Origin of the sequence: Actinomadura rubteroloni (assembly GCF_002911665.1) — a bacterium.
GTDB lineage: Bacteria > Actinomycetota > Actinomycetes > Streptosporangiales > Streptosporangiaceae > Spirillospora > Spirillospora rubteroloni.
The window spans coordinates 1,743,687-1,766,990 of sequence record NZ_MTBP01000002.1 but is presented as its reverse complement, the minus strand read 5'-3'; the positions used below and the strand labels follow the sequence as shown (position 1 = coordinate 1,766,990).

Annotated in this window: 19 protein-coding genes and 1 pseudogene; 9 read left to right on the top strand and 11 right to left on the bottom strand. The window is 73.9% G+C overall.

What is annotated here, in order from left to right; translation table 11 throughout:
• The first annotated feature begins 82 nt into the window (after positions 1–82).
• The 3 genes from BTM25_RS19615 to BTM25_RS19605 all read left to right on the top strand — a co-directional run bounded on the left by BTM25_RS19615 (position 83) and on the right by BTM25_RS19605 (position 8,394).
• Positions 83–982, top strand: coding sequence for a LysR substrate-binding domain-containing protein (locus BTM25_RS19615; RefSeq protein ID WP_235828496.1), 900 nt, complete (start codon positions 83–85; stop codon positions 980–982).
• 218 nt (positions 983–1,200) lie between these two features.
• Positions 1,201–4,707, top strand: a complete 3,507-nt coding sequence (locus BTM25_RS19610) for a bifunctional glycosyltransferase/CDP-glycerol:glycerophosphate glycerophosphotransferase (protein WP_103564292.1) — start codon at positions 1,201–1,203, stop codon at positions 4,705–4,707.
• 192 nt (positions 4,708–4,899) lie between these two features.
• Positions 4,900–8,394: a bifunctional glycosyltransferase/CDP-glycerol:glycerophosphate glycerophosphotransferase gene (locus BTM25_RS19605; protein ID WP_103564291.1), complete on the top strand. Its 3,495-nt coding sequence runs from the start codon at positions 4,900–4,902 to the stop codon at positions 8,392–8,394.
• Between the two features lie 2 nt (positions 8,395–8,396).
• On the opposite strand, the gene BTM25_RS19600 is transcribed toward BTM25_RS19605, so the two are convergent.
• The 6 genes and pseudogenes from BTM25_RS19600 to BTM25_RS29755 all read right to left on the bottom strand — a co-directional run bounded on the left by BTM25_RS19600 (position 8,397) and on the right by BTM25_RS29755 (position 11,506).
• On the bottom strand, positions 8,397–8,753 hold the full coding sequence (locus tag BTM25_RS19600; RefSeq protein ID WP_103564290.1) for a VOC family protein: 357 nt from the start codon (positions 8,751–8,753) through the stop codon (positions 8,397–8,399).
• 322 nt (positions 8,754–9,075) lie between these two features.
• Positions 9,076–9,807, bottom strand: a complete 732-nt coding sequence (locus BTM25_RS19595) for a class I SAM-dependent methyltransferase (RefSeq protein WP_103564289.1) — start codon at positions 9,805–9,807, stop codon at positions 9,076–9,078.
• Between the two features lie 899 nt (positions 9,808–10,706).
• Positions 10,707–10,886 (bottom strand): annotated as a pseudogene (locus BTM25_RS30420) (helix-turn-helix domain-containing protein); the annotation flags it as partial.
• A gap of 43 nt (positions 10,887–10,929) precedes the next feature.
• Positions 10,930–11,097, bottom strand: a complete 168-nt coding sequence (locus BTM25_RS29760; protein WP_168212162.1) for a hypothetical protein — start codon at positions 11,095–11,097, stop codon at positions 10,930–10,932.
• On the bottom strand, positions 11,097–11,363 hold the full coding sequence (locus BTM25_RS19585; RefSeq protein ID WP_235828495.1) for a hypothetical protein: 267 nt from the start codon (positions 11,361–11,363) through the stop codon (positions 11,097–11,099). The genes BTM25_RS29760 and BTM25_RS19585 overlap by 1 nt, the downstream gene beginning before the upstream one ends.
• On the bottom strand, positions 11,360–11,506 hold the full coding sequence (locus tag BTM25_RS29755; RefSeq protein WP_168212161.1) for a hypothetical protein: 147 nt from the start codon (positions 11,504–11,506) through the stop codon (positions 11,360–11,362). Before BTM25_RS29755 ends, BTM25_RS19585 begins: the two co-directional genes overlap by 4 nt.
• A gap of 245 nt (positions 11,507–11,751) precedes the next feature.
• Here BTM25_RS29755 and BTM25_RS19580 point away from each other — a divergent pair, with 245 nt between their 5' ends.
• The gene (locus BTM25_RS19580; RefSeq protein WP_103564287.1) at positions 11,752–12,591 is read left to right on the top strand and encodes a GntR family transcriptional regulator; all 840 of its coding nucleotides are present in this window, start codon (positions 11,752–11,754) and stop codon (positions 12,589–12,591) included.
• Between the two features lie 131 nt (positions 12,592–12,722).
• On the opposite strand, the gene BTM25_RS19575 is transcribed toward BTM25_RS19580, so the two are convergent.
• Positions 12,723–13,415 carry a class I SAM-dependent methyltransferase gene (locus BTM25_RS19575; protein ID WP_103564286.1) on the bottom strand — a complete coding sequence of 231 codons (693 nt, stop codon included), beginning with the start codon at positions 13,413–13,415 and terminating at the stop codon, positions 12,723–12,725.
• A gap of 118 nt (positions 13,416–13,533) precedes the next feature.
• Between BTM25_RS19575 and BTM25_RS19570 the strand changes: the two genes are divergently transcribed.
• Positions 13,534–13,866, top strand: coding sequence for a PadR family transcriptional regulator (locus tag BTM25_RS19570; RefSeq protein ID WP_205648155.1), 333 nt, complete (start codon positions 13,534–13,536; stop codon positions 13,864–13,866).
• On the top strand, positions 13,863–14,726 hold the full coding sequence (locus tag BTM25_RS19565; RefSeq protein ID WP_103564284.1) for a hypothetical protein: 864 nt from the start codon (positions 13,863–13,865) through the stop codon (positions 14,724–14,726). Before BTM25_RS19570 ends, BTM25_RS19565 begins: the two co-directional genes overlap by 4 nt.
• A 1-nt stretch (position 14,727) precedes the next feature.
• On the opposite strand, the gene BTM25_RS19560 is transcribed toward BTM25_RS19565, so the two are convergent.
• Entirely contained in the window at positions 14,728–15,450 is a 723-nt protein-coding gene (locus BTM25_RS19560) for an SRPBCC family protein (protein ID WP_103564283.1), read from the bottom strand.
• 282 nt (positions 15,451–15,732) lie between these two features.
• Between BTM25_RS19560 and BTM25_RS19555 the strand changes: the two genes are divergently transcribed.
• Positions 15,733–16,161, top strand: a complete 429-nt coding sequence (locus BTM25_RS19555; RefSeq protein ID WP_103564282.1) for a cupin domain-containing protein — start codon at positions 15,733–15,735, stop codon at positions 16,159–16,161.
• On the opposite strand, the gene BTM25_RS19550 is transcribed toward BTM25_RS19555, so the two are convergent.
• Entirely contained in the window at positions 16,136–16,351 is a 216-nt protein-coding gene (locus BTM25_RS19550) for a hypothetical protein (RefSeq protein ID WP_103564281.1), read from the bottom strand. The genes BTM25_RS19555 and BTM25_RS19550 overlap by 26 nt on opposite strands.
• Positions 16,344–17,522 carry a PspC domain-containing protein gene (locus tag BTM25_RS19545; RefSeq protein WP_168212160.1) on the bottom strand — a complete coding sequence of 393 codons (1,179 nt, stop codon included), beginning with the start codon at positions 17,520–17,522 and terminating at the stop codon, positions 16,344–16,346. The genes BTM25_RS19550 and BTM25_RS19545 overlap by 8 nt, the downstream gene beginning before the upstream one ends.
• Before the next feature lie 123 nt (positions 17,523–17,645).
• Here BTM25_RS19545 and BTM25_RS19540 point away from each other — a divergent pair, with 123 nt between their 5' ends.
• Both BTM25_RS19540 and BTM25_RS19535 read left to right on the top strand, forming a co-directional pair.
• Entirely contained in the window at positions 17,646–18,782 is a 1,137-nt protein-coding gene (locus tag BTM25_RS19540; protein ID WP_205648154.1) for an ATP-binding protein, read from the top strand.
• Positions 18,779–19,408, top strand: a complete 630-nt coding sequence (locus BTM25_RS19535) for a LuxR C-terminal-related transcriptional regulator (protein ID WP_103564279.1) — start codon at positions 18,779–18,781, stop codon at positions 19,406–19,408. The genes BTM25_RS19540 and BTM25_RS19535 overlap by 4 nt, the downstream gene beginning before the upstream one ends.
• On the opposite strand, the gene BTM25_RS30025 is transcribed toward BTM25_RS19535, so the two are convergent.
• Positions 19,405–23,238, bottom strand: coding sequence for a BTAD domain-containing putative transcriptional regulator (locus BTM25_RS30025; RefSeq protein WP_235828494.1), 3,834 nt, complete (start codon positions 23,236–23,238; stop codon positions 19,405–19,407). The two genes, BTM25_RS19535 and BTM25_RS30025, sit on opposite strands and share 4 nt — an antisense overlap.
• Between the last annotated feature and the right edge of the window lie 66 nt (positions 23,239–23,304).

The following is a 23,304-nucleotide window of genomic DNA, read 5'->3' as shown; positions in this document are numbered from 1 at the left end:
GACGGACGCCGGGTACCGTGAAAACGATCGGTACCCCGGCGTCCCATAGGAGACGGTTATCAGCAGGCCCACGATCGCCCAGTTGCGCGCGTTCCTCGCCCTCGCCGAGCATCTGCACTTCCGCGACGCCGCCGCCGCGCTGCGGATGAGCCAGCCCGCCCTGTCGGGAGCCGTCGCCGCGCTGGAGGAGACGCTGGACACCCGGCTCGTGGAACGCACCACGCGGCGCGTCCTGCTGACCCCGGCGGGGGAGCGCGCCGCCCGCCGCGCCGAGGTGATCATGGCGGAGCTGGACCGGCTGGAGGAGGAGGTCAACGCCGTCCGGGGCCCGCTCGTCGGCCCGCTGCGCGTCGGCGTCATCCCGACCGTCGCGCCCTACCTGCTGCCGATCGTCCTGCCGCGCCTGGCCGCCGACTACCCCGACCTGGAACTGTCGGTCCACGAGGAGCAGACCGAGCAGATCGTCGCCGAACTGCTCGCCGGACGCCTGGACGTCGTGCTCCTCGCCCTGCCCGTCCCCGCGTCCGGCGTGACGGAACTCACGCTCTACGACGAGGACTTCGTGCTCGTCGCGTCCGCCGCCGCCGCGCTGCCCGCCGGTCCGCTGCCCCGGTCCGCGCTCGCCGACCTGGACGTCATCCTGCTCAACGAGGGCCACTGCCTGCGCGACCAGGCCCTGGACGTGTGCCGGGAGGCGGGCGCCCGCGCCGCCGCCTCGACCTACGCGACGAGCCTCGCGACGCTCGTGCAGCTCGTGTCCGGCGGGTTCGGCGTCACGCTCGTCCCGGAGACGGCGCTCGCCGTGGAGACCCGCGCGGCGCCCGGCCTGGTCCCGCACCGCTTCGCCGCCCCGGCCCCCTACCGCCGCGTCGGCCTGGCGTTCCGCGCGACGTCACCGCGCGCGGACGAGTTCGCCGTGCTCGCCGCGGCGGTGCGAACGGCGGTCGCCGCGGAGATCACCGCGGTACGTGTTCCCGGGTGAATCACGGCACGTCACAGCCGTTTGCTGTGTATTTCCCGAGTGTTGGCAAAGGTGCCGTCTGCTCGCTGTTGTAGCCAAAGGTCGGGTAATCTCCTGTCATTCGCGTCGCGTCGTCCCCGTGTCGTCGCGTCCCGCGTGCCCACCGGTGCCCGGCACGGACCCCCGCACGGCCCGGTCGCGTGGCCATCCCCCCGCCGAGGACCTTCTGGAGGGTACGAATGTCCGCCAAGCTCAGCGTGGTCGTCCCTACGTGCAACGTCGAGGACTACCTCGACGCGTGCCTGGAGTCGCTCGCGGAGCAGACCCTGCGCGACCTGGAGATCGTCATCGTCGATGACGGCTCGCTGGACGGTTCGGCGGTCATCGCCAAGCAGTACGCCTCCCGGGACCCCCGGTTCCGGATCATCGAGCAGAAGAACCAGGGACCGGGCGCCGCGCGCAACAACGGCATCCGCCACGCGACCGGCGAGTACCTGGCGTTCGCGGACTCCGACGACGTCGTCCCGCTCAACGCCTACAGCCTGCTGGTCGGCTCGCTGGAGCGCAGCGGCTCCGACCTCGCGTGCGGGAACGTCTACCGGCTGGACGGCGACCGTGCCTGGCAGTCGTGGCTGCACGCGGGCGTGTTCGGCAAGACCACGCGCGGGACGCACATCACCGAGCGGCCCCGGCTCGTCCGCGACCGCACCGTGTGGAACAAGGTGTACCGCCGCTCGTTCTGGGACGCGCACGGCTTCACCTTCCCCGACGGCCTGTACGAGGACGCGCCCGTCGCCATCCCCGCCCACCTCGCCGCCGGGAAGATCGACGTCGTGGACGAGGTGGTCTACCACTGGCGCAAGCGCTCGGGTTCCATCACCGACGAGCGCTACGACCTGGAGAACTTCTCCCAGCGCGTGCGGACGGCGCTGCACGTCCGCGACCACGTCGCCGCGAAGGCTCCCGACCTCGTCCCCGACTACGACGAGCACGGGCTCGTGGACGTCGACCTGCGCATCCTGATGGAGGGCCTGCCGCGCACCGCCGACGAGGACCGTCCCGGCCTGATGGAGGTCGGCGGCGCCGTCCTGGACCGGATCGGCGACGACGTCCTGCGCCGCACGCCCGCCCTGACGCGCCTTCAGCTCCACCTGATGAAGCGGCGGATGCTGCCGGAGCTGCTCGAAGTGCTGCGGTTCGTCCGCGTCGGCGAGAACAAGTCCACCGGGGTCGTGAAGCGCGGCGGGCTGCGTCCGCGCTGGTACGCCGAGTACCCGTACTTCGAGGACGCCGAGCGGCGCATTCCGGACTCGGTCTACGACGTCACCGACGAACTCGACGCGGTGGCCGCGCTGGACGACGTCCGCTGGTCCGGCGACCGGCTGCGCATCGAGGGCCACGCCTACATCCGCTGGGCCGGTGCCGCGACGCGCGACGACGCCAAGATCCGGCTCTGGCTGCTCGCCGACGACAAGATCGGGCTGAAGCGGATCCCGATCCAGCGCGTGGCGCGGCCGGACGTCACCGCCGACTCGGGCCAGTCCGCGATCTCCTACGAGTGGTCCGGGTTCGTCGGCGAGATCGACCCGGCCGACCTCAAGGTCTTCGGCCGCCGCCGCCAGGTGGACTGGCGGGTGATCGCCGAGGTGTCGGCGCACGGCGTCAAGCACCGCCGCGCGCTCGCCCAGTCCCGGCAGGCGCGGCAGAAGTGGCCGTTGCAGTGGGCGCTTCCGGACGGCCTTCGCGTGCAGGTGATCCCGTCCGGGGGGCTGCGGCTGCGCGTCCGGCAGCCGGGCGCGCTGGTCACCGGGCACCGCCGCGTCGGCGACGACGTGCAGTTCGAGGGCGTCCTCGCGCAGCCGCTCCCGGGCGGGACGAAGCTGACCGCGTCGATCACCCGGATGGGCGTCAAGCTGTCGGCGCCGCTGGAGACCGAGACCCGTCCGGACGGCACGCTCGCCTTCCGCGCCCGCCTCCCGCTGGCCCGGCTCGGCGACGAGCGGTCGTTCGCGTGGACGCCGAGCGTCGGCGCGGCCGGCGAGATCTGGACGCTCGGGCTCAGCGACGGCACGAAGCTCCTGCTGGACGGCACCGAGGGCAGCGCGGACGCCCGGTACGCCGTGCCCGGACGGACGCCCGCCGTCCATTTCGCGGTGACCCGTACCCGGTTCGACCATCTGTGCGGGATCGTTCGGGCGGCCGTCCCGGTCGTGACGCGCGTCGCGTGGGCCGACGGCGACCGGCTCGTCCTCGCCGGCGACTGGTCCGGCGGCGCCGAGCGGCCGGCCGAGCTGGTGCTGCGCCGCCGCCGGTCGAGCCAGGAGCAGCGCGTGCCGATCACCTGGGACGGCGACGCGTTCACCGCCGAGCTCACGCCGTCGCGGATGCCGCGCTTCGGCGCCGACATCCCGCTCGGGCGCGGGAACTGGCACGTCCTCGCCGCCACCGGCGACCACGAGGTCCCGGTGGTCGTGGCGCGCGGGTCGATCCGCGAGCTGCCCGCGCCGCGCACCGTCCGCTGGCACGACATCGAGATCCACAGCGGCAAGGACGACATCCTCCAACTGCGGATCCGCGTCGCGCTCGCGCCCGACGAACGCGGCGGATACGCGCAGAAGCGTCTCCAGGTCGTCGACTACCCGCGCTACCGGGAGCAGCCGCTGCTCGACCTCGCGGTGTTCGACGCGTTCAGCGGACGGCAGGCGTCGGACAATCCGCGCGGCGTCTTCGACGAACTGCGCCGCCGCAACACCGGAATGGACTGCGTCTGGGTCACCGTGGACGGCCAGTTCCCGCCGCCCGACGGCGCCCGCACCATTCTGCAAGGCAGCCGCGAGCACTATGAGGCGTTGGCGCGTGCCAAGCTCATCGTCGGGAACTGGCGGCAGCCCGACTGGTTCCGCAAGCGCGAGGGCCAGACGTATGTGCAGTGCTGGCACGGGTCGCCGCTGAAGAAGGTCGGCTACGACCTCAAGGAGATGTCGTACAAGCGGACCGAGGGAGCCGACTGGATGGAGACGGACGTCCCCCAGTGGGACCTCCTCGTCTCCCAGTCGCCGTTCGTCGTGCCGTTCCTGCGCAGCGCGTTCCGCTACGACGGGCCGATCATCGACACCGGCTATCCGCGCAACGACCTGCTGAACCGTCCGGAGCGGCACCAGCTCGCGCTGGACGTCCGGGAACGGCTCGGGATTCCGGCCGGCAAGAAGGTCGTGATGTACGCGCCGACGTGGCGCGACGACTTCCACTTCGCGGTCGGCAAGCGCGCTTTCCAGCTCGAATTCGACATCGACGCCGCCACGGCCGCGCTCGGCGACGACCACGTGCTGCTGCTCCGGACGCATTACCTGGTGACCGACAAGCCGAAGACGGGCGAGAACCCGTTCGTCATCGACGTCTCCGATTATCCGGACATCGCCGAGCTGTACCTCGTCACGGACATCTTCATCACCGACTATTCGTCGTCGATGTTCGACTTCGCGGTGACGGGCAAGCCCGTCCTGTTCTACACCTACGACCTGGACCGCTACCGCGACCATGTGCGCGGTTTCTACTTCGACTTCGACGAGGTGGCGCCGTCGCCGCTCTTCCGGACGTCGGAGGAGGTCATCGCCGCCGTCCGGGACATCGACGCGCTCGTCGCCCGCAACGCCGACCGGTACCGGGCCTTCCAGGAGAAGTTCTGCCCGCATGACGACGGACGCTCGGGAGCGCGGATCCTCGACCGGGTGCTCGGGAGCGAGTGAACCGGTCTTAAACGCAGGTCAGTGCAGGTCAGGTGGGGCGCGTCCGCGATCGGCGGGCGCGCCCCCGGCGTCTGCGGGGACGAAGTTATCCACAAGTTCGTCGCAACTTGCGCTCGGCTCGTCACGGGCCGTTAGCATCGTCAGCGCCGTCGGGAGACCCCCGACCCGGCGGTCTGACGGGAGGTTGGCGAAGTGTCCCCGAAACTCAGCGTCGTCGTGCCGGTGCACAATGTCGAGGAGCACGTCCGCGCGTGCCTGGGCTCGCTCGCGGGGCAGACCCTGCGCGACCTGGAGGTCATCGTCGTGGACGACGGCTCGTCCGACGGCTCGGCCGCCATCGCGCGCCGGTTCGCGGCGGGCGACGACCGGTTCCGCGTCGTCCACGAGCGCCACCAGGGCCCCGGCCCCGCGCGCAACGCCGGGATCCGTCGCGCCACCGGCCGCTACCTCGCCTTCGCCGACGCCGACGACGTCGTCCCGCCGCACGCCTACCGGCGCATGGTCGGCTCCCTGGAGCGCAGCGGCTCCGACCTCGCGACCGGCGGGGTCGAGCGGATCGACGGCGAGCGCGCCTGGCGGTCCTGGATGCACGACGGCGTGTTCTCCCGTCCGGGCGCCGGGGTCCGGTTCGGCGAGCGTCCGCTGCTCGTACGGGACCGCTGCGTCTGGAACAAGGTCTTCCGGCGCGGCTTCTGGGACGACCAGGGCCTCACCTTCCCCGACGGGCTCTACGAGGACGTGCCGGTCGCGCTCGGCGCGCACCTGGCCGCGTCCGGCATCGACGTGCTGGACGACGTCGTCTACCGGTGGCGCAAACGGTCCGGCTCGATCACCGAGGGCCGGTTCGACCGCGACAACTTCGCCCAGCGCGTCGGCATGGCCCTCGCGCTGCGGGAGCGCATCGAGCGCGGCGCGCCCGACCTGCTGCCCGCCTTCGACGAGCACTCGCTGATCGACGTGGACGTCCGGGTGCTGCTGGAGGGGCTGCCGCGCGTCCCCGACGACGACCGCGCGGCCCTGGTGGACCTCGGCGCCGACGCCGTCCGGCGCACCGGGGCGGCCGTCCGGGAGAAACTGCCCGCGCTGCTGCGCCTCCAACTCCACCTGCTCGAACACCGCCGCCTGGACGACCTGCTGGAAGTCCTGGCGTTCATCCGAGACGGCGGGCCGAAGAGCGCGCCCGTCGTCAAGCGCGGCGGGCTGCGGCCCCGCTGGTACGCGGGCTACCCGTTCTTCGACGACGCCGATCGCGACCTGCCCGCCGGGCTCTACGACGTCACCGACGAACTGCGCGCCGTCGCCCGCGTCGACACCGTCACCTGGACGGACGGGCGGCTGCGCGTCGAGGGCCACGCCTACGTCGACCGGATCGGCGCGGCGGCCCCCGGCGACATGCGGCTGCGGCTGTGGCTCGTCGCGCAGGACAAGCTCGGGCTGCGGCGCGTCCCGATCACCCGCGTGACCCGGCCCGACGTCACGGCCGCGTCGGCGCAGGCGGCGGTCTCCTGCGACGGGACGGGCTTCGTCGCCGAGATCGACCCGGCCGACCTCAAGGTCCTCGGCCGCCGCCGCCAGGTGGACTGGCGGCTCGCCGCCGAGGTGTCCGCGCGGGGCGTGCGGCGGCGCGCGGGCGTCCAGGCGCCGCGCTCGGCCCGGCACCGCTGGCCCGTCCCGGTCGCCCTGCCGGACGGCTCGCGGGTGTGGGCGCTCGGCACCGGCGGGTTCCGGCTGCGCGTCCGCCGTCCGGACGCGCTGGTCACCGCGCACCGCCGCGCCGGCGACGCGCTGGAGATCGAGGGCCTGCTCGCCCGCGAGCCCGCCGAGGGCCTGCGGCTGGTCGCCCGCGCCGGGGCCGGGACGTCGGTGAAGGTCCCGGCGGAGGTCGCCGCGCAGCCCGGCGGCGGCTGGTCGTTCTGGGCGCGGGTGCCGCTGGCCGACCTCGCGCCCGCCGACGCCGCACCCGTCCTGACCTGGACGTTCACCCTGAGCGGCGGCCTGGCGCTGCATCTGGACGACGTGGCCGCGACCGCCGACGCCTGCCACCGGATCTCCGCCCGCGACCGCGCCGAGGCCGTCGTCACCCGCACCCGGGGCGGCGAGCTGTGCGCGGTGGTCCGGCAGGCCGCGCCCGTGGTCACGCGCGTGGCCTGGGAGGAGGACGACCGGCTCGTCCTGTCCGGGACGTACGCGGGCGCCGAACGTCCGGCCGCGTTCGTCGTGCGGCGCGAACGGTCCGGGCAGCAGCACAGCGTGCCGGTGGAATGGCACGGGGATCGGTTCACGGCGGTGCTGCGTCCGTCGCGGATGCCGCGCTTCGGGGTCGAACTCCCGCTCGGCAAGGGGCGCTGGAACGTCCTGTGCGCGCTCGGCACGGACGAGACGGCGGTCGTGGTGGCGCGCGGTGCGTCGAGCGGGCTGCCCGTGCCGCGCATCGTCGGGTTCCACGAGATCGAACCGCACGCCGCCAAGGACGACGGGCTCCAGCTCCGCGTCAAGGTCGGCCTGCCGGTCGCCGAGCGCGGCGGCCACGCGCAGGCCCGGCTCCGGACGGCCGACTACCCGCGCTACCGCACCCGTCCGCTGCTCGACCTCGCGGTGTTCGACAGCTTCAACGGACGGCAGTACTCCGACAACCCGCGCGCGATCTTCGAGGAGCTGCGCCGGAGCGATCTCGGCTTCGACAGCGTCTGGGTGACGGCGGACGGGCAGTTCCCGCCGCCCGACGGCGCACGGACCGTCCTGTCGGGGAGCCGCGAGCACTACGAGGCGCTGGCGCGGGCCCGGCTCGTCGTCGGCAACTGGCGCCAGCCGGACTGGTTCGACAAGCGCGAGGGCCAGACGTACGTGCAGTGCTGGCACGGGACGCCGCTGAAGAAGGTCGGCTACGACCTGCGCGCGATGCCCTACAAGCGGACCGAGGGCGCGGACTGGATGCGCCACGACGTCCCCCAGTGGGACCTGCTGCTCGCGCAGACCCCGTACGTCGTGCCGTTCCTGCGCAGCGCGTTCCGGTACGACGGCCCGGTTCTCGACACGGGCCATCCCCGCAACGACCTGCTGAACCGTCCGGAGCGGCACGCGGTCGCGCTGCGCGTGCGGGAACGCCTCGGGATCCCGGCCGGCAAGAAGGTGGTGATGTACGCGCCGACGTGGCGCGACGACTTCCACTTCGCGATCGGCAAGCGCGCGTTCCAGCTCGAACTGGACCTCGACCGGGCGTCCGCGGCGCTCGGCGACGACCATGTGCTCCTGCTGCGGACGCACTACCTCGTCACCGACAAGCCGAAGCCGGGCGAGAACCCGTTCGTCATCGACGTGTCGGACTATCCGGACATCGCGGAGCTGTACCTGGTCGCGGACGTGCTCGTGACGGACTACTCGTCCTCGATGTTCGACTTCGCGGTGACGGGCAAGCCGATGCTGTTCTACACCTACGACCTGGAGCGCTACCGGGACCATGTGCGCGGCTTCTACTTCGACTTCGCGGAGACCGCGCCGGGGCCGCTGCTCGGCACGTCCGACGAGGTGATCGACGCGCTCCGGGACCTGGACGCGGTGACCCGCCGCTCCGCCCCGGCCTACAAGGCGTTCCGCCGCCGCTTCTGCCCGTCCGACGACGGCCAGGCCGCCGCCCGCGTCCTCGCCCGCGTCCTTCCCGACCGCAAGGAGGTGGAGATCCCCGCCTGACCTCAGCGCTCCGCGCCCGCACGGTCCTGGACGATCGTGATCAGGTTGCCGTCGGGATCGGTGACCGAGGCGAACAGGACGAAGGCGGACGTGGTGTCGTCCAGCTCGCCCACGGGCCCGCCGCGTTCGGCCAGCTCGGTCAGCGCCCGCCGGGCGTCGGGAACCCGGACGGTGACCAGCGATCCGCCGGCGCGCCGCCGGTCGGCCACGACCTGGACGACGCCTCCGGGGGTGTGCCACTCCGCCAGCCCGGGCATCGGCTCGGCGTCGGCGGGACGGTCGAAGACCGTCTCGTACCAGCGCCGGGACCGCGAGAGATCGGATACCGCGAGACCTGCCAGCACGCCGTCGATCCGCATGACGATTCCTCCTCCGCTCGTTTTGTTCTTCACCGATGCGGACCGTCGGACCCGTCGAAACTCATCGGGCCGAGCCGAATCGCCGCCGCAGCCGACGGAGGTCGCCGGTTCGCCGACGCGTCCCCGGACTTCAGTGGCTTGCGGAGCCGACGAAAATTCGTCTCCGCGTCCGCGCACTGGAGCGGCTTGCGGAGCCGACGAGATTCGCCCGCGCGTCTGCGGACTTCAGCGGCTCGCGGAACCGACGAGAATTCGTCCGCGTGTCTGCGGACTGGCGTGGCTTGCCGAGGCGGACGAGAAATTCGTCTGCGCGTCCGGCGGACTACATCGGCTTGCGGAGGCGGACCAGGAAGGAGTCGCCGCGCAGGGCGCCCAGCGGCAGGCGTCGCTCGACCCGCGACACGGTGCGCAGCGTGCGGTTGGTGCGCGGAGACAGGTCCGGCGTGGTGCCGTCCAGCAGACGTGCACGGTGGCGGCGCAGCGCGGGCCGGAGCAGGACGTTCCAGCACCGCACGCGGTCGATCGTGAAGCCCGCGCCCTCGGCCAGCTCGGCGAGCGACGCGCGGCGGTAGCGGCGCGGCAGCGGGTTGGCCGGGTCCAGCGGAGCCCAGCGGCCGTCCGCGCGCGTCGCCACGCGCGGCCCCGGCCGGCGCGGCCCGACATCGTTGGGGACGGTGATGAACGCGACGCCGCCCGGCCGCAGGACGCGGGCCAGCTCGGCGACGACCGCGCGGTCGTCCACGGCGGTCGGCAGAACGTCCAGCGCGGAGGCGAAGCCGAACTCGCCGTCCTCCAGGGGCAGTGCCTCGGGGTCGCCGAGCCGGGCGTCGACGCCGTCGCACCGAGCAGCGTCCACGTCCGCGCCGGACGTACCGATGACGACAGTCTCCCACCCTTGGTCGATGAGGACGCGGGCGTCACGCGCCGCGCCGATGTGCAGGGCGCGACCGGCGACGAGCCGTCCCGCCTCCCGCATGAGGAGCGCCCGGCGCTCCCGGTACCACCAGTGGTCGTCGTCGGCGGCGGCGACGCGCTGAATCTCGACAGTGCTCATGCGCCCCTACCCAAGTGACCGAGCTGGAACGAACCAACGCCTTCGGCGCAACACAGTCCGACAAAGAACACCAGCTTGATCGTGATTTGGCGTTGACGGCCACGGCATGACTATCCGGTCAGACGCCCTGACCAGGGCGGATAACCGTTCCCCAGCCCCACGGACCCCGTCCAACGACCCCAGCCACGACCACTCCCACCCCACCCATAAGGCCGAAACAACCTCAAACCGCACCCCGAACGCACCACGCCCCCGCCACCGCGCCACGCCGCCCGGCTGCGCCCATGCACCACCGCCGCGCTGCACGCCGCCCCGCACGGCCGCGTCGTCCGACCGCTGCCGCTGCGTTCCCGGGCTGCGTCGCCACCGTGCGCGCTGCCGACCTGTGCCAGCGCGCTATGCCATCCCGCTGCGCCGCTGCGCCGCTGCGCCGCTGCGCCGTCGTGCCGCGCTGCACCGCGACGCCGTACGGGCGCGTCGTCCGGCCGCTGGCGCTGCGTTCCGCGTTGCGGCGGCACCGTGCGCGCAGTCGGCCCGTGCCAGCGCGCCATGCCATCCCGCCGTGCCGTGCTGCGCTGCCGCGCCGAGGCGCCGCGCGGTTGTGCCGCTGACCTTTGGGTGCGGGGGTTGCCTGGCTTGCCTTGCGGCGGGCCGCAGGGCGGGGGGTGTCGGGAACGTGTGGAGCCCGGCATCCCCCCTCGGGATGCCGGGCTCTTCACGCTGGGTGTTGGTCAGTGGAGTCCGTCGCGGACGGCTTTGATGAGGGCGACGGGGTCGCCGTCGAAGTAGTCGCGGATGACGGCGTTGAGGATGGCGTTGGCGCGCGGGTTCGAGGGGGGCGGGATGGCGGCGCCGTCGGCGGCGGGCCTGGTGTCGGGGTCGGGGGTGTTGCCGACCTGGAGGAGGCGGTGGATTTCGGAGGCGTGGTAGCGGCGGTGGCCGGAGGGCAGGGTGACGGGGTTGAGGGTTCCGGTCCTGGCCCAGCGGGTGACGGTCTTGGGGTCGACGCGGAAGAAGTTCGCGACTTCGGCCGGGGTGTAGAGGGTCGGCTGCTGGGGCTCTTCGGGCTTCTTCGTCATGGTGGGGTTCCGGTTTCGGGATCTCGGTTTCTGGTTGGCGGTCTTACGGGACGGTCGCGTCGGGCGAACCGTCCTCCCCGGCCGGTTCGCCGTCGGCTGGCTCGGTTTCGGCCGCCGTCGCTGCGGCTGCCGTCTGGGGCGCCGCGTCGGGGCAGCTCCAGGGCCAGTAGAAGCACGACACCGTGCAGAGGTGGCCGGTGTCGGTGAGCATCAGCCGGGCTCCCCGGCCAGTCGCGCGGCCTTGGCGTCCTCGTGCTTCATCAGGGCTTTGAGGCCGTCCAGGTCGAGTGCGGCGATGACGAAGAGCAGGCCCGCCCGCTCCTGCTGGTGGGTCAGCGGACGCCGCAGGCGGCACATCCACGTCCCGTTCAGCGTGATGTAGGGCTGCATCCACCGGCCCTCGGGCTCGCGGTAGCCCGGGAGCGGTTCGCGGTGGTCGATCCGGACGATCTCCGGACGCTTCTCCGGCCCGCTCACCGCGCACCCCGATGGCCGCGCGCCCAGCGCCGGACGCGCGGCATGGACAGATAGGTCACCAGACCTGTGATCACTCCGATGCCCGCCGCGGACATGGCAATGGCGATCTCGATCGCCGTGACGACGCCTTTCGATTGGCCCACGTTGGCCCCTTCCCGGAAGCCGCGCCCGGATCGTCCCGGGCACGCTTCCTTCTCCGTCGGCTGCGCGCGGAGTGCAGTCACCGGCGAGCAACCGACCTCATCGTGTGGTTGGCTCGTGGCGGGTAGATCACCGGCGGCTGCACCGACGCCAGGTTTTGCTTCAACAAATCCTGGACTCATGCTGCCGGTAGGCTCCTGGCTACGTCAATATGTTTCAACAAATCAGTCTGTGAGAGGTTGGGTACGTGGGGTCATCGCGGTATCAGGCGATCGCCGACGATCTCTCCCAGCGCATCGACGCCGGCGAGTGGGGCCAAGGCGAGACGCTGCCGCCGATGGAGAAGCTCGCCACTGCGTACGGCGTGAGCCGCAACGTCGTCGCCCGTGCGATAGGCAAGCTCGCCCAAGACGGCCGCGTCGTGTCGGTGCCGCGCCGGGGGACGGTCGTGCGGCCCAAGCAGCGCCGGGTCGTGATGCGCACGGATGTGGTGCGGCGCAATACCCGCCACGTCCGCGACGGTGAGGAGTTCGCCGCCGGGTACTCGTTCCCGGCCGCGATGGGCAATGAGCGGTGGGTCCATCACGTCGAGCCGCAGGCCGGTGAAGAGCCGATCGAGGACGCGCGGCTGGCGCACATGCTGAACGTCCCGGTGGGGCAGCCGACGGTCCGTCGGCTGCGCGTGACCGGGCCTGAGGGCGAGCCGGCGTTCCAGATCTCGGTGACGTGGATCCATCCGCGCGTGTCCGCGCAGGTGCCCGAGGTGCGGGACCCGCACGGGACCGGGCCGGGGGCGTGGATCGACGCCGTGGAGGCCGCCGGGCACGGGCCGCTGGAGTGGCTGGAGCGCCGTCGCGTCCGCATGCCCACCGCGCAGGAGTCCAAGCTGCTGTTGATCCCGGCCGACCTGCCGGTCTGGGAGATCGTCCGCACCAGTTACAGCGCGCTGGACGAGAAGGCCGTCGAGGTCACCCAGGTCGTCATCCCCGGTGACCGCGTCGAAGAGGTCTCCCGGCTGCGCCGCGACGAGACCGCCGCCTGGCCGCCGACCGGCACCAGCCCCGACGGCCCGCCCCTCGCCCCATGAGGCCGTGGCCGCGACGGCCGGTGGACGTGCCGGGCGTCGCCCGCGTGCGCGGCGCTCTGGCGTCAGGTGGCCGTGTGCCGGGCGTCGCTTGCGAGAGCGTCGCTCGGGTGTTGGGCGGGGTCGTGGGGGTGTTAGGTGGGGCGGTGGGCTCGGAGTAAGAGGGTTGTGCCGGGGAGGGTTTGCAGGTGGCGGTCGGTGGATTGGGTCAGGGTCAGTAGGCGGTTCGTTGTGCGGTGGCGTGCGGTGTGCTCGAAGCCTGGGGTGCGGTGGCGGGTCAGGCGGATCAAGGGGCGTAGCAGGGTGTTCAGGTTGATTAGGGCGTCCACTGTCAGGCCGGCTTCGGTGAGGAGGAGGGTCGCGGCGTCGCGGGAGTAGCGGCGGACGCGGCCGAGCGTCAGGTCGTGGGCGGACCAGAGGGCCATGTCGTGGGGGACGGTGATCAGCGCTGTGCCGCCTGGGCGCAGGACGCGTGTCAGTTCGTGTGCGGCCTGGTCGTCCTCTTCGATGCGGGACAGGGTCTCGAAGCAGGTGACCAGGTCGAAGGCGTCGGACGGCAGGGGGAGCCAGCGGGCGTCCGCTTCGTAGGCGTCCACTCCGATGGCGCGGCAGTGGGCCACGGCGGACGGGGAGGTGTCCACTGCCGTGACGTCCCAGGACTGGGACATGAGGGCGCGGGAGACGGCACCGCCGCCCGCGCCGATGTCCAGGGCGATTCCGGGCGGGGTGAGGTGGCGTACTTCGCGTAGGAGGGCGTTTCGGTGGGCTCGGGTCCACCAGTGGTCGTCCGCCGCGTCCGCGATCCGGCGGGTTCCGATCGTCTGCACGGAGAACAGCGGACCGTGTGCGGCGGCGGACGGGCCGGGCGGCGGCGCCGGTGCTGGCGGGATCGTTGACCGGACTTGGCCAGGCCGATACTTCGCGACGTGATATATCGTCAGCCGTATGGTTGACGCTGCGATGAGCGAGCCCGCCTACTTCGTGTTGGCGGCACTCCTCGATGGACCCCTGCACGGGTACGGGATCATCAAACGGGCCGGTGAACAGTCCGGCGGACGGGTCAGGCTCGCCGTGGGCACCCTCTACGGCGCGCTCGACCGCATGGCGCGCGGCGGGCTGGTCGCGGTGGACCGGGAGGAGACGGTCCAGGGCCGTCCCCGCCGCTACTACCGGCTCACCGACGACGGGCGCAACGCCGTGACTGCCGAGGCCGCGCGGATGGAACAGGCCGCCAAGGTCGTCACCCGCCGCACGAGCTTCCGGACGGTGCAGGCATGAGCGCCGCGCAGACCTGGTACCGGCTCCTGCTCCGCGTCTACCCGGCCGCGCACCGGGCCGCGTACGGCGCGGAGATCCTGAACGCGCTCGGCGAGGCCGCGCCGTCCGGACGGCCCTCGGCGCGCGAGTCGTTCGCACTGGTGCGGGAGGGCGCGGCCGAGCGGGTCCGCCGCCGCACCGCGCCGTGGTGGGCGGACGGCACGCACCTCGGCCTCACGGTGATCGCCGCCGTGAACCTCGCCTACGCGCTGGCCGACGGGGCGACCATCGTGTGGACGGCCGTGTCGGCGGCGCTGCTGCTCGTCCTCCTGCGCGGCTGGACGCTCGCCGCCGTCCCGCTCGCGCTCGCCGTCGCGCTCTCCACCGCGCGCGGCATGACCGGCCTGGGCGACTCCGGCGACGGCAGACTCCACGCGGCCCAGGGCATCGTCGGGTACCTCGGTCCGGAGTACGGGAACTGGGTGTCGCTGATCCCATACGGGCTGCTGGCGGCGGGCGCGGTCGTCCTCGCCGTGCTGCACCGCAGGAACCTGCCCGCGCGGTCGTGGTGGTGGACGGCGATCCCGGTCGTCGAGATGGCGGCGAGCTTCGCGGCCCACCACTGGGACGTCACGTTCCCGTTCCTGCGGGTCGGCATGGAAGGCGGCCTGATGCTCGCCGGCATCTGGGCGACGCTGGCGACGCGCAGCCCGCGCTTCGCCATCGCCGGGGCGTTCTACGTCATCCCGGGGGAGATCACCGCGATCGCCTACCCGCCGCAGAGCACGGGCGACGTGGCGTACCGGCTCGTCCTCGCGGGCCTGCTCGTCGTGACGGCGGCGCTCCTCACGCGGGCGCGGCGGCCCGAGACCGCCGGGTAGTTCAGGCGCGGCGGCGCCGGACGAGACGGATCGTCACCAGCGCGGCGAGCAGCGCGGCCACGGCGGCCGGCGCGGCGCGGCGGGCGATCGACGGCGCCGCCACGGGGGCCGCGACGGGCTCGGGCAACGCGCGCAGCGAGAGCGGCGGCGCGTCGTCCGGGCCCGCCGTGCGCTGCCGGGGGACGAGCGGACGGGCCAGGACGCCCGGCTCGGGCAGCGTCTCGCTGATCGTCTTCGGCGTGATCTCCTCGACCGGCACCCGGACGGCCTCCGGGCCGGGACGGGCGGCCAGGTCGTCGGCGAGGGCCCGCGCGAACCGGGCGACGAGCCGTTCGCCCACCCCCGTCAGCGTGTCGAAGCCCAGCTCGGTGATGCGGCCCGTGACGTTCAGCGTCGTGTGCAGCGCGACGAGCGTCCCGCCGTCCGCGTCGTGCAGGCGCGCGGTGAGGGTCGCGGTGACGGTTCCGGGGCCGCGCGCCTCGCGTCCGTCCGCCTCGACGGTGATGGTGCGCTCGACGGCGTCCGCGGAGGTCACGCGGGCCGTGCCGCGATAGGTCACGGTGATGCTCCCGGCCTTGACGCGGAGCCGTCCGGTGAGGGTGTCGCCGTCGACCGCGTCGAGGGTCGCGCCGGGGACGAACGGCACGACGCCCTTGACGTCCCGCAGCACCGACCACGCCCGATCCACCGGTACCGGCACGGTGAATTCGTGGTCGAGCTTCATCTTTCGGTCCTTATCGTCGGGGGTCTTGCCTCGCGACCCTACGACCGTCCCCGGTTCGCCGCCAGACCGCGATCAATGACTTACGGCGTGAACTGGGACGATACGGACGCTCCGGTTTGACAGCGGCCCGTCCCGGCGTGTCTCCTAGAGCCCGTGACAGCGCGCCTGCCGTTCCGCAGCCCCGTGGCCCTCCGCCGCGTGGCCAGCGCGCTGTGTCCTTCGTGTCGCCGCTGACCTGAGTCAGCCACGCCCCTCTTCCGGCGCCCTCACGAAGGACCACCGATGGTTCCCGATCTGACCATGCGCGGCCAGGACGACCCCCACGGCCGCCTGCTCGCCCCCCGTCCCGCCACCGCCGGGCAACTCGCCGCGCGCGTGCTCGACCTCGCGTCCCGGCCCGCCGACTGGTGGGGACGGGTCCGGTTCGACGCCGCCGCGCCCGTCCGCATTCCGCTGGACGAGCGGGACGGCGTCCGCACGTGGATCACCGTCCGTCCGCCCGGTCACCGCTCCGGCCCGCACGCCGCCCACGGAACCCAGGTCTGCGTGCTCGTCGCGGGCGAGCTGACCGAGGTGTTCATCAGCGGCGACGGCGTCACCGAGCGTCCGCTGCGGCCGAGCCGCGTCCGCGTCCACGGCGGGCCGGGCACCCGCGCCGTCGTCAACCCGTCCCCGGCCTACGCCGTCACCCTGCACGCGGCGGCCGTCTGACCGTCCGCCGGACGCGTCCGACCGCCCGCACCACGCCGATCACGCCGAGCCCGCAGAACACGGCCGCGACGAGCGTCCGGATCCCGAGGACGGCGTCCCCGGTGATCCCCTGGACCAGGAAGCACGCGGCGGCACCGCCGAACAACAGCCCGGCGACGACCGCGCCCGCGTCGAAGCGCCGGTCAGCCACGGTGCACCTCCACGTCGCCGAGGCCCGTCCGGACGCGCAGGTCGATCACCGGCGGGTTCCGCACGGCCGCGTCCGGTTCGAGGACCTGCCGGACGTCCACGCGCGGCCCGTTGACCGTGCGGCTCTCCACCGTCAGGTCCCCGACCAGCAGATACGCCGACAGGTTCACCCGCGCGCCGCGCGGGACGGTCAGTTTCAGCTCGCCCATCAGCACCTCGGCCTTGATCTGGACGTGCTCGCCCGCGCGGACGGGCAGCGACGTGAGGTCCAGCCGTCCCGAACCGACGGCCATGCGATAACCCTGCTGCGTGCTCGCCACGGTGGCGGGCCTCCAATCGACGTCGCCGAACCGCATCCCCTTAGGTGCCTGCATGATCACCGCGTCCGTCAGAAGGGTGAGGGTGAGGAGCGCGCCGACCAGGACGAGCCCGCGTGCGCGGAACCAGCCGCCGAGCAGCAGGCCGGCGGCGACGACGGCCAGCGCGACGCCGCCCGCGACGAGCACGACCCGCGTCGCGGCGAGGTCCCCGGTGAACGGGAGGGTCGCGGCGCCCGCGGCGAGCGCCGTCCAGACCGTGGCCGGGGTGAGCGGGGACCGGGGCTTGGCGGGCTTCGGCTCGTCCGGCAGCGGCTCGCGTCCGGACGAGTACGCGGCCAGGTCGATCATCCCCGGGGGCAGCCCGCCGTCCGCCGGAGGCCGCTTGTCCAGCTCGACGGGCGCGGCGGCGGCCGGGACGATCGGGTGGCCGCGCAGCCGCTCCGGCATCGTCCGCGCCAGCTCCGCCAGGTCCACGCCCCGGGAGTGCGCGACGAGCAGCGCCAGCCCGAACAGCGTCACGACCGAGATCGCGCTGGTGGAGAACTGCGTCCCGAACACCCCGGTCACGACGATCGCGCCCCACAGCGCGCCGAGGATCGCAAGGACGGTCGTCGCGTCGAACCGGCGCCGCAGCAGCCGCTCGGCGGGCGCCGTCACGTCCGGCGCGGACGGCATGAGCAGCGCCGCCGCGATGTAGAGCAGCACGCCCTCGCCGTGCGCGACGGTCAGCAGCCCGAACCCGACTCGGTACACGACGGGGTCCAGGCCCGTCCGGGTGCCGAGCCCCGAGCACACGCCGGCCAGCACGCGGCCCTCGCCCGTCCGCACCAGCCGTGGGATCGCTTCGTCCATGCGTCCATCGTGACGGGCGGCCCGCCCGCGCGGTATCGGGTACACCCCTGAGCGGACCCTGGGGACAACATCAGGGACGCCCCCTGATGCGCCCGCGCGGCCCCGCGTGTGACGATCGACGGCATGGGGGAGCTGAAGCGGCGGTCCGAGGGCCGACTGCTGGCCGGGGCGGCGCGCGGCCTCGCCGACCATCTCGGCGTGGACGTGGCGATCGTCCGCGTCGCGTTCGTGCTGCTCACCATCGGCGGCGGGCTCGGCGTCGCGGCCTACGGGGCGTTCTGGCTGCTCGTCCCGCGCGACACGGACGAGCCCGCGCGGATCGCCGGACGCGACTGGGGGCAGCTCCTCGCCTACGCGGCCGTCACCGTCGGGCTGTCCACGCTGACCTTCGGGACGAACCTGGCGCAGGCCGCGCTGTGGCCGTTCCTGGCGGGCGGCGTCGGCGCGGCGATCCTCTGGCAGCAGGCGGACCGGGACCAGCGCAAACGGTGGGTGATGCCGCTGCGCCGGATGTGGCTGCGCAGCATCGTCGGCCTGCTGCTCGTCGTCGGCGGTGTCGCCGGGTTCGTCGCGCGGCAGGTGGACGCGGGGCAGGCCCGGTACGTCGTCATCGCCACACTGATCATCCTGGCCGGGGTGTCGGTGATCGCGACGCCGTGGGTCGTGCGGCTCTGGCAGGACTTGGACGCCGAACGGCAGGAACGCGTCCGGTCCCAGGAGCGCGCCGAACTGGCCGCCCACATCCACGACTCGGTGCTGCATACGCTGACGCTGATCCAGCGCAACGCGTCCGACCCGCGCGAGGTGCAGCGCCTCGCGCGCTCCCAGGAGCGGACGCTGCGGACCTGGCTCTACCAGCCGCGCTCGGACGCCGGCCGGATGTTCGCCGCCGCGATCCGCGAGACGGCCGGGGAGGTCGAGGACCTGCACGGCGTCCCGATCGAGATCGTCGTCGTCGGGGACGCGGCGCTGGACGAACGGCTCGGCGCGACGCTCCAGGCGGCGCGGGAGGCGATGGTGAACGCGGCCAAGTACTCGGGCGCGGCGCCGGTGTCGGTGTTCGCCGAGGTCGAGGGCGACGCGGTCAGCATCTTCGTCCGGGACCGGGGCAAGGGCTTCGACCTGGACGCCATCCCCGGCGACCGGATGGGCGTGCGAGGGTCCATCATCGGACGTATGGAACGGAACGGCGGGACGGCCGCCGTCCGCACCGCGCCGGGCGAGGGCACCGAGGTCAGGCTGGAGATCAAGAGATCATGAACCGGGTCGTGCTGGTCGATGACCACCAGATGTTCCGGACGGGCGTGAAGGCCGAACTCGGGCCGTCCGTCGAGATCGTCGGCGAGGCGGGCGACGTGGACGAGGCCGTCGCCGTGATCAAGGCGGCGGCGCCGGACGTCGTGCTGCTGGACGTCCACCTGCCCGGCGGCGGGGGCATCGAGGTGCTGCGGCGGCTGCACGGCGCGGTGCCGTCGCGGTTCCTCGCGCTGTCGGTGTCGGACGCCGCCGAGGACGTCATCGGCGTCGTGCGCGGCGGCGCCCGCGGCTACGTCACCAAGACGATCTCCGGTCCGGAGCTGACCGACGCGATCGCCCGGGTGGCGGACGGCGACGCGGTCTTCTCGCCCCGGCTCGCCGGGTTCGTCCTGGACGCGTTCGCCGCGTCCGACGCCCCGCCCGCCGACCCCGAACTCGACCAGATCACCCAGCGCGAGCGCGAGGTGCTGCGGCTGATCGCGCGCGGCTACGCCTACAAGGAGATCGCGCGCGAGCTGTTCATCTCGGTGAAGACGGTCGAGACGCACGTGTCGAGCGTCCTGCGCAAGCTCCAGCTCTCCAACCGGCACGAACTCTCCCGCTGGGCCGCCGCCCGCCGCCTCGTCTAGTGCCAGTGCGGGGCGTTCCAGCGCTCCGCGACGGCGCGGGCCTCGCGGAAGTGGGCCTCGTCGGGACGGCCGAGGAGCCGGGCCAGTTCGCCGAGCGTCTGCGGGACGGGCCTCAGCGCCACCGACATGCTCTCCAGGCCTGCGGGCGCTGAATCGTGGAAGGGGAGCAGTGCTTTGTAGAGGGCTTTCGCTTCGTCCCGGTCGTTCAGCGTGATCACGGCCAGCGCGCGGAAGGTCGTGAAGAAGGTGAAGAGGTAGTCGGGGGCGATCGGCGGGGCGGCGGCGAGCATCGTCCGGGCCTCGGCGGGGCGGTCGGCGGCGGCCAGCGCGGCGGCCAGCATGTTCGCTGACAGCGGGCCTATGGCGGCGAAGATCTCGTCTTTGTCGTCGGCCAGTTCGTGGAGCGTGCCGCGGGCGACGGCGAGCGATGCGCGGGCCAGGAGTTCGAAGCCCGCGTGCAGGGAGCCCTGGCGGCGCATCTCGTCCGCGACGCGGGCGTAGCGGCGTTCGGCGGCGTCGAACCGGCCCGCCGCCACGTCCAGCGCGGCCAGCGCGGTGCCGGTCGCGGTGGTCGCCTCCGGCATCGCGTACCGGGCGGCCAGGTCGGCGGCCTCGGCGGTGCGGCGGGACGTTCCGTCCGGGTCGCCGGCCAGGGCGGCGGCGCGTGCGAGGCTGAACGTCCCGAACCAGCGGACGGCCGGCAGGTCGTGTTCAACGCCGAGATCGGCCAGTTCGCTCGCGATCGCGTCCAGGCCGGAGCGCGGGCGGACGATCTCGCTCGCCAGCGTCGTCAGCGACAACGCCCGCAGCGCGGGGTCGCCGAGGCGGCGGGCGAGCACGACGGCCTCCTCGGCGGCGGCCCGCGCGGACGCGTCGCCCGTCCCGGCCAGCTCCGCCGCGTAGGCCGTGAGCAGGCGAGCACGCGTCACAACGTCCGCACCGCTCGCGCCGCCCGTGCCGCTCGCACCGCCCGTGCCGCTCGCACCGCCCGTGCCGCTCGCACGGCCCGTGCCGCTCGTGCCGCTCGTGCCGCCTGCACTGTTCGTGCCGCCCGCACCTCCCGGGCGGCCCGCGTTGTCCGTGCCGCCCGTGCCGCCCGTGCCGCCCGAACCGCCTGTGTCGTCCGCGTTGTCCGTGCCGTCCGCACTTCCGGGTCGGCCCGCACCCCCCGGGCGGCCCGCGGTGTCCGCGCTGCTCGTGCCGCCCGTGCCGTCCGGGCGGCCTGCGCTGGTCGTGTCGCCGAAGTTCGTGCCGGGAGTGCCGTTCGGGGTGGGCGTGGCGAGCAGACGTCGCAGGGTTGCGACGGACTGTTCGTCCACCGTTCCGTACGGGCGGCGCTGCCACGGGGTCGGCTCGGTCCAGGCGGTGAAGGCGGCGATGAGCAGGTCGTCGCGGTCTCCGGCGAGCGCGACGGCCCGGTCTCGGGTTGCGCGTGCGGCCGTCAGGTCGCCCGCGCGGGTTTGCGCGCGCAGCAGGCGGCACAGCAGCGCGACGTGCTCGGCCGGGTCGTCGTCGGAAAGAGAATCCAGGGCGCCGGTGAGCAGGTCCACCGCTGTTTCGTGGGCGTACCGGTCCTCCGCCAGTTCCGCCGCCCGCACCGCGTACCGGACGGCGCGGTCGGCGGTCGCGGCCGTCCCCGCCGCGCGGAAGTGCCGGGCTAGCGCCGGGACGTCGCCCGGCTCGATCCGCTCCAGCGCCGCGCCGAGCCGCGCGTGCATCCGGCCGCGCCGCAACGCGCTGAGGTCGGCGGTCATCGTGTCGCGGACGAGCGCGTGCGCGAACCCGACCCGTCCCGGCGCGGGCTCGGTGAGCAGGCCCGCGAGGATGCCGGCGTCGAGGGCGTCCAGGACCGCGTCCTCCCCGGCGTCCGCCGCCTCGATCAGCACGTCGGCGCGGACGTCGTCGCCCGCCACCGCCGCGAGCCGCAGTACCGCGACCGCCGGTTCCGGCAGCCGTGCCAGCCGCCGCCGCAGGACGTCCCGGACGCCCTCGGGCACCTCCGACAGCGCGACGAGCGCGCCCTCGGAGTTGCGCAGCCGGACGCTCTCGCGCACGTAGAACGGATTGCCGCCGGTGCGCTCGGCGAGCGCGGCGACGGTGGCGTCGTCCGCGCCGCCCTCGCCGGCGACGAGTTCGGCGACCGCGTCGGCGGACAATCCGGACAGCGGCAGCCGCAGCGGGGACCGCCGGGCCAGCGCGGCGAGCGTCCCGGTGAGGCGCTCGGACTCGTCCGCGCGGAACGCCCCGACCACCAGCAGCGGCGCGTCGGGCGCGGTCGCGGCGCCGTCCAGGAGGGCGAGCGTGGCGGGATCGGCCCAGTGCAGGTCGTCCAGGAAGACCGCGAGCGGACGGTCACCCGCCGCCGCGCCCAGCCACGCCCAGACCGCCCGGTGCAGCCGGAAACGGGCCGTCGCGGCGTCGCTCCGGTCGGGGCGCGGCGTGTCGGACAGCAGCGGGTCGAGCGCGTCGCCCGGCGGCGGAACGTCCGCCGCGACCTGGCGCAACGCCTCCGCCCACGCCCACGCGGGCGGCGCCCCGGCGTCCTCCGGGCAGCGGCCGGTCGCCGTCCGCCAGCCCGCCGCCGCGAGACGCCGCGCCAACTCGCCGAGCAACGCCGACTTGCCGATGCCCGCCTCACCCATAACGAGTGCGATCCGCAGCCCGCCGCCCCGCGCGTCCCCGGCCGCGCCCAGCAGCGCACCGAGTTCGACGTCCCGCCCGACGACCCCCGACCCCGCCACGCCCACACCGACGGCGCCGCCGTACGCACCATCGCGGTCAGACGCACTACCGCCGTACGCGGCGGCCAGCGCAGGCGGCGCGCCGCTGCCGCTCTGCGCGCTGCCGCTCTGCGCGCTGCCGCTCTGCGCGCTGCCGCTCTGCGCGCTGCCGCTCTGCGCGCTGCCGCTCTGCGCGCTGCCGCTCTGCGCGCTGCCGCTCTGCGCGCTGCCGCTCTGCGCGCCGCCGGGCGTGGTGGCCGGGGCCGTCGACTCGACGCTGTCCGCGCCGCCGCCGACGGCGCCGCCGCAGTGTGCGTTACCGCTGCGCGCGGCATTGCCTTGCGCGGCGTTGCCGGGGGTGGCCGGGTCGGGGGTTGTGCCCGTGAGGATGGCTTGTTCTAGGTGGGTCAGGGCGGGGCCGGGGTCGAGGCCCAGTTCGTCGGCGAGGACGCGGCGGGCCGAGCGCAGGACGGCGAGGGCGTCGGCGCGGCGGCCGGACGCGTCCAGGGCCAGGGCGCGCAGGCGCCAGCCTTCTTCGCGCAGGGGTTCGTCTTCGGTGAGGCGGGCGGCTTCGGCGACGGCGTCCGTCGTGTCGCCGGCGCGCAGGGCGGCGGCGACCCGCAGTTCGCGTGCCGCCGACCGCAGGTCCGCCAGGCGCGCGACCTCCGGGGCGGCCCACGGCTCGTCGGCCGCCTCGGCGAAGGCCGGGCCGTGCCAGAGCGACAGGGCTTCGTCCAGGAGGCGGCGCGGGTCTTCGGCGTCTCGGGCGGCGCGGACGAGGGCGGCGAAGCGCCAGGCGTCCACGGCGTCGTCCGGCAGGCGCAGCGCGTAGCCGGGGGGCGCGCTGACCAGGAGGCGGGCCGGGGCGCGCGGCGGACGGTCCGGTTCCAGCAACCGCCGCAGGTTCGACACGTACGCCTGGAGCGACGCGAGGGCCTTGGCCGGGGGCTCGCCGCGCCACAGGTCGTCCACCAGCCGGTCCACCGGGACGACCGCGCCGCGCGCGGCGACGAGCAGCGCCAGCACGGCGCGCTGGCGCGGGCCGCCGAGCGGCACCGGCGTGCCGCCGACCGCCGCCTCGAACGTCCCGAGCACCGTGAGCACGACCATCGCCGGTCATCGTAGGCGGCTCCCAGTGGATTCCAAGCGCCCGGTCCAAGCCGGTTCCAAGCGGCC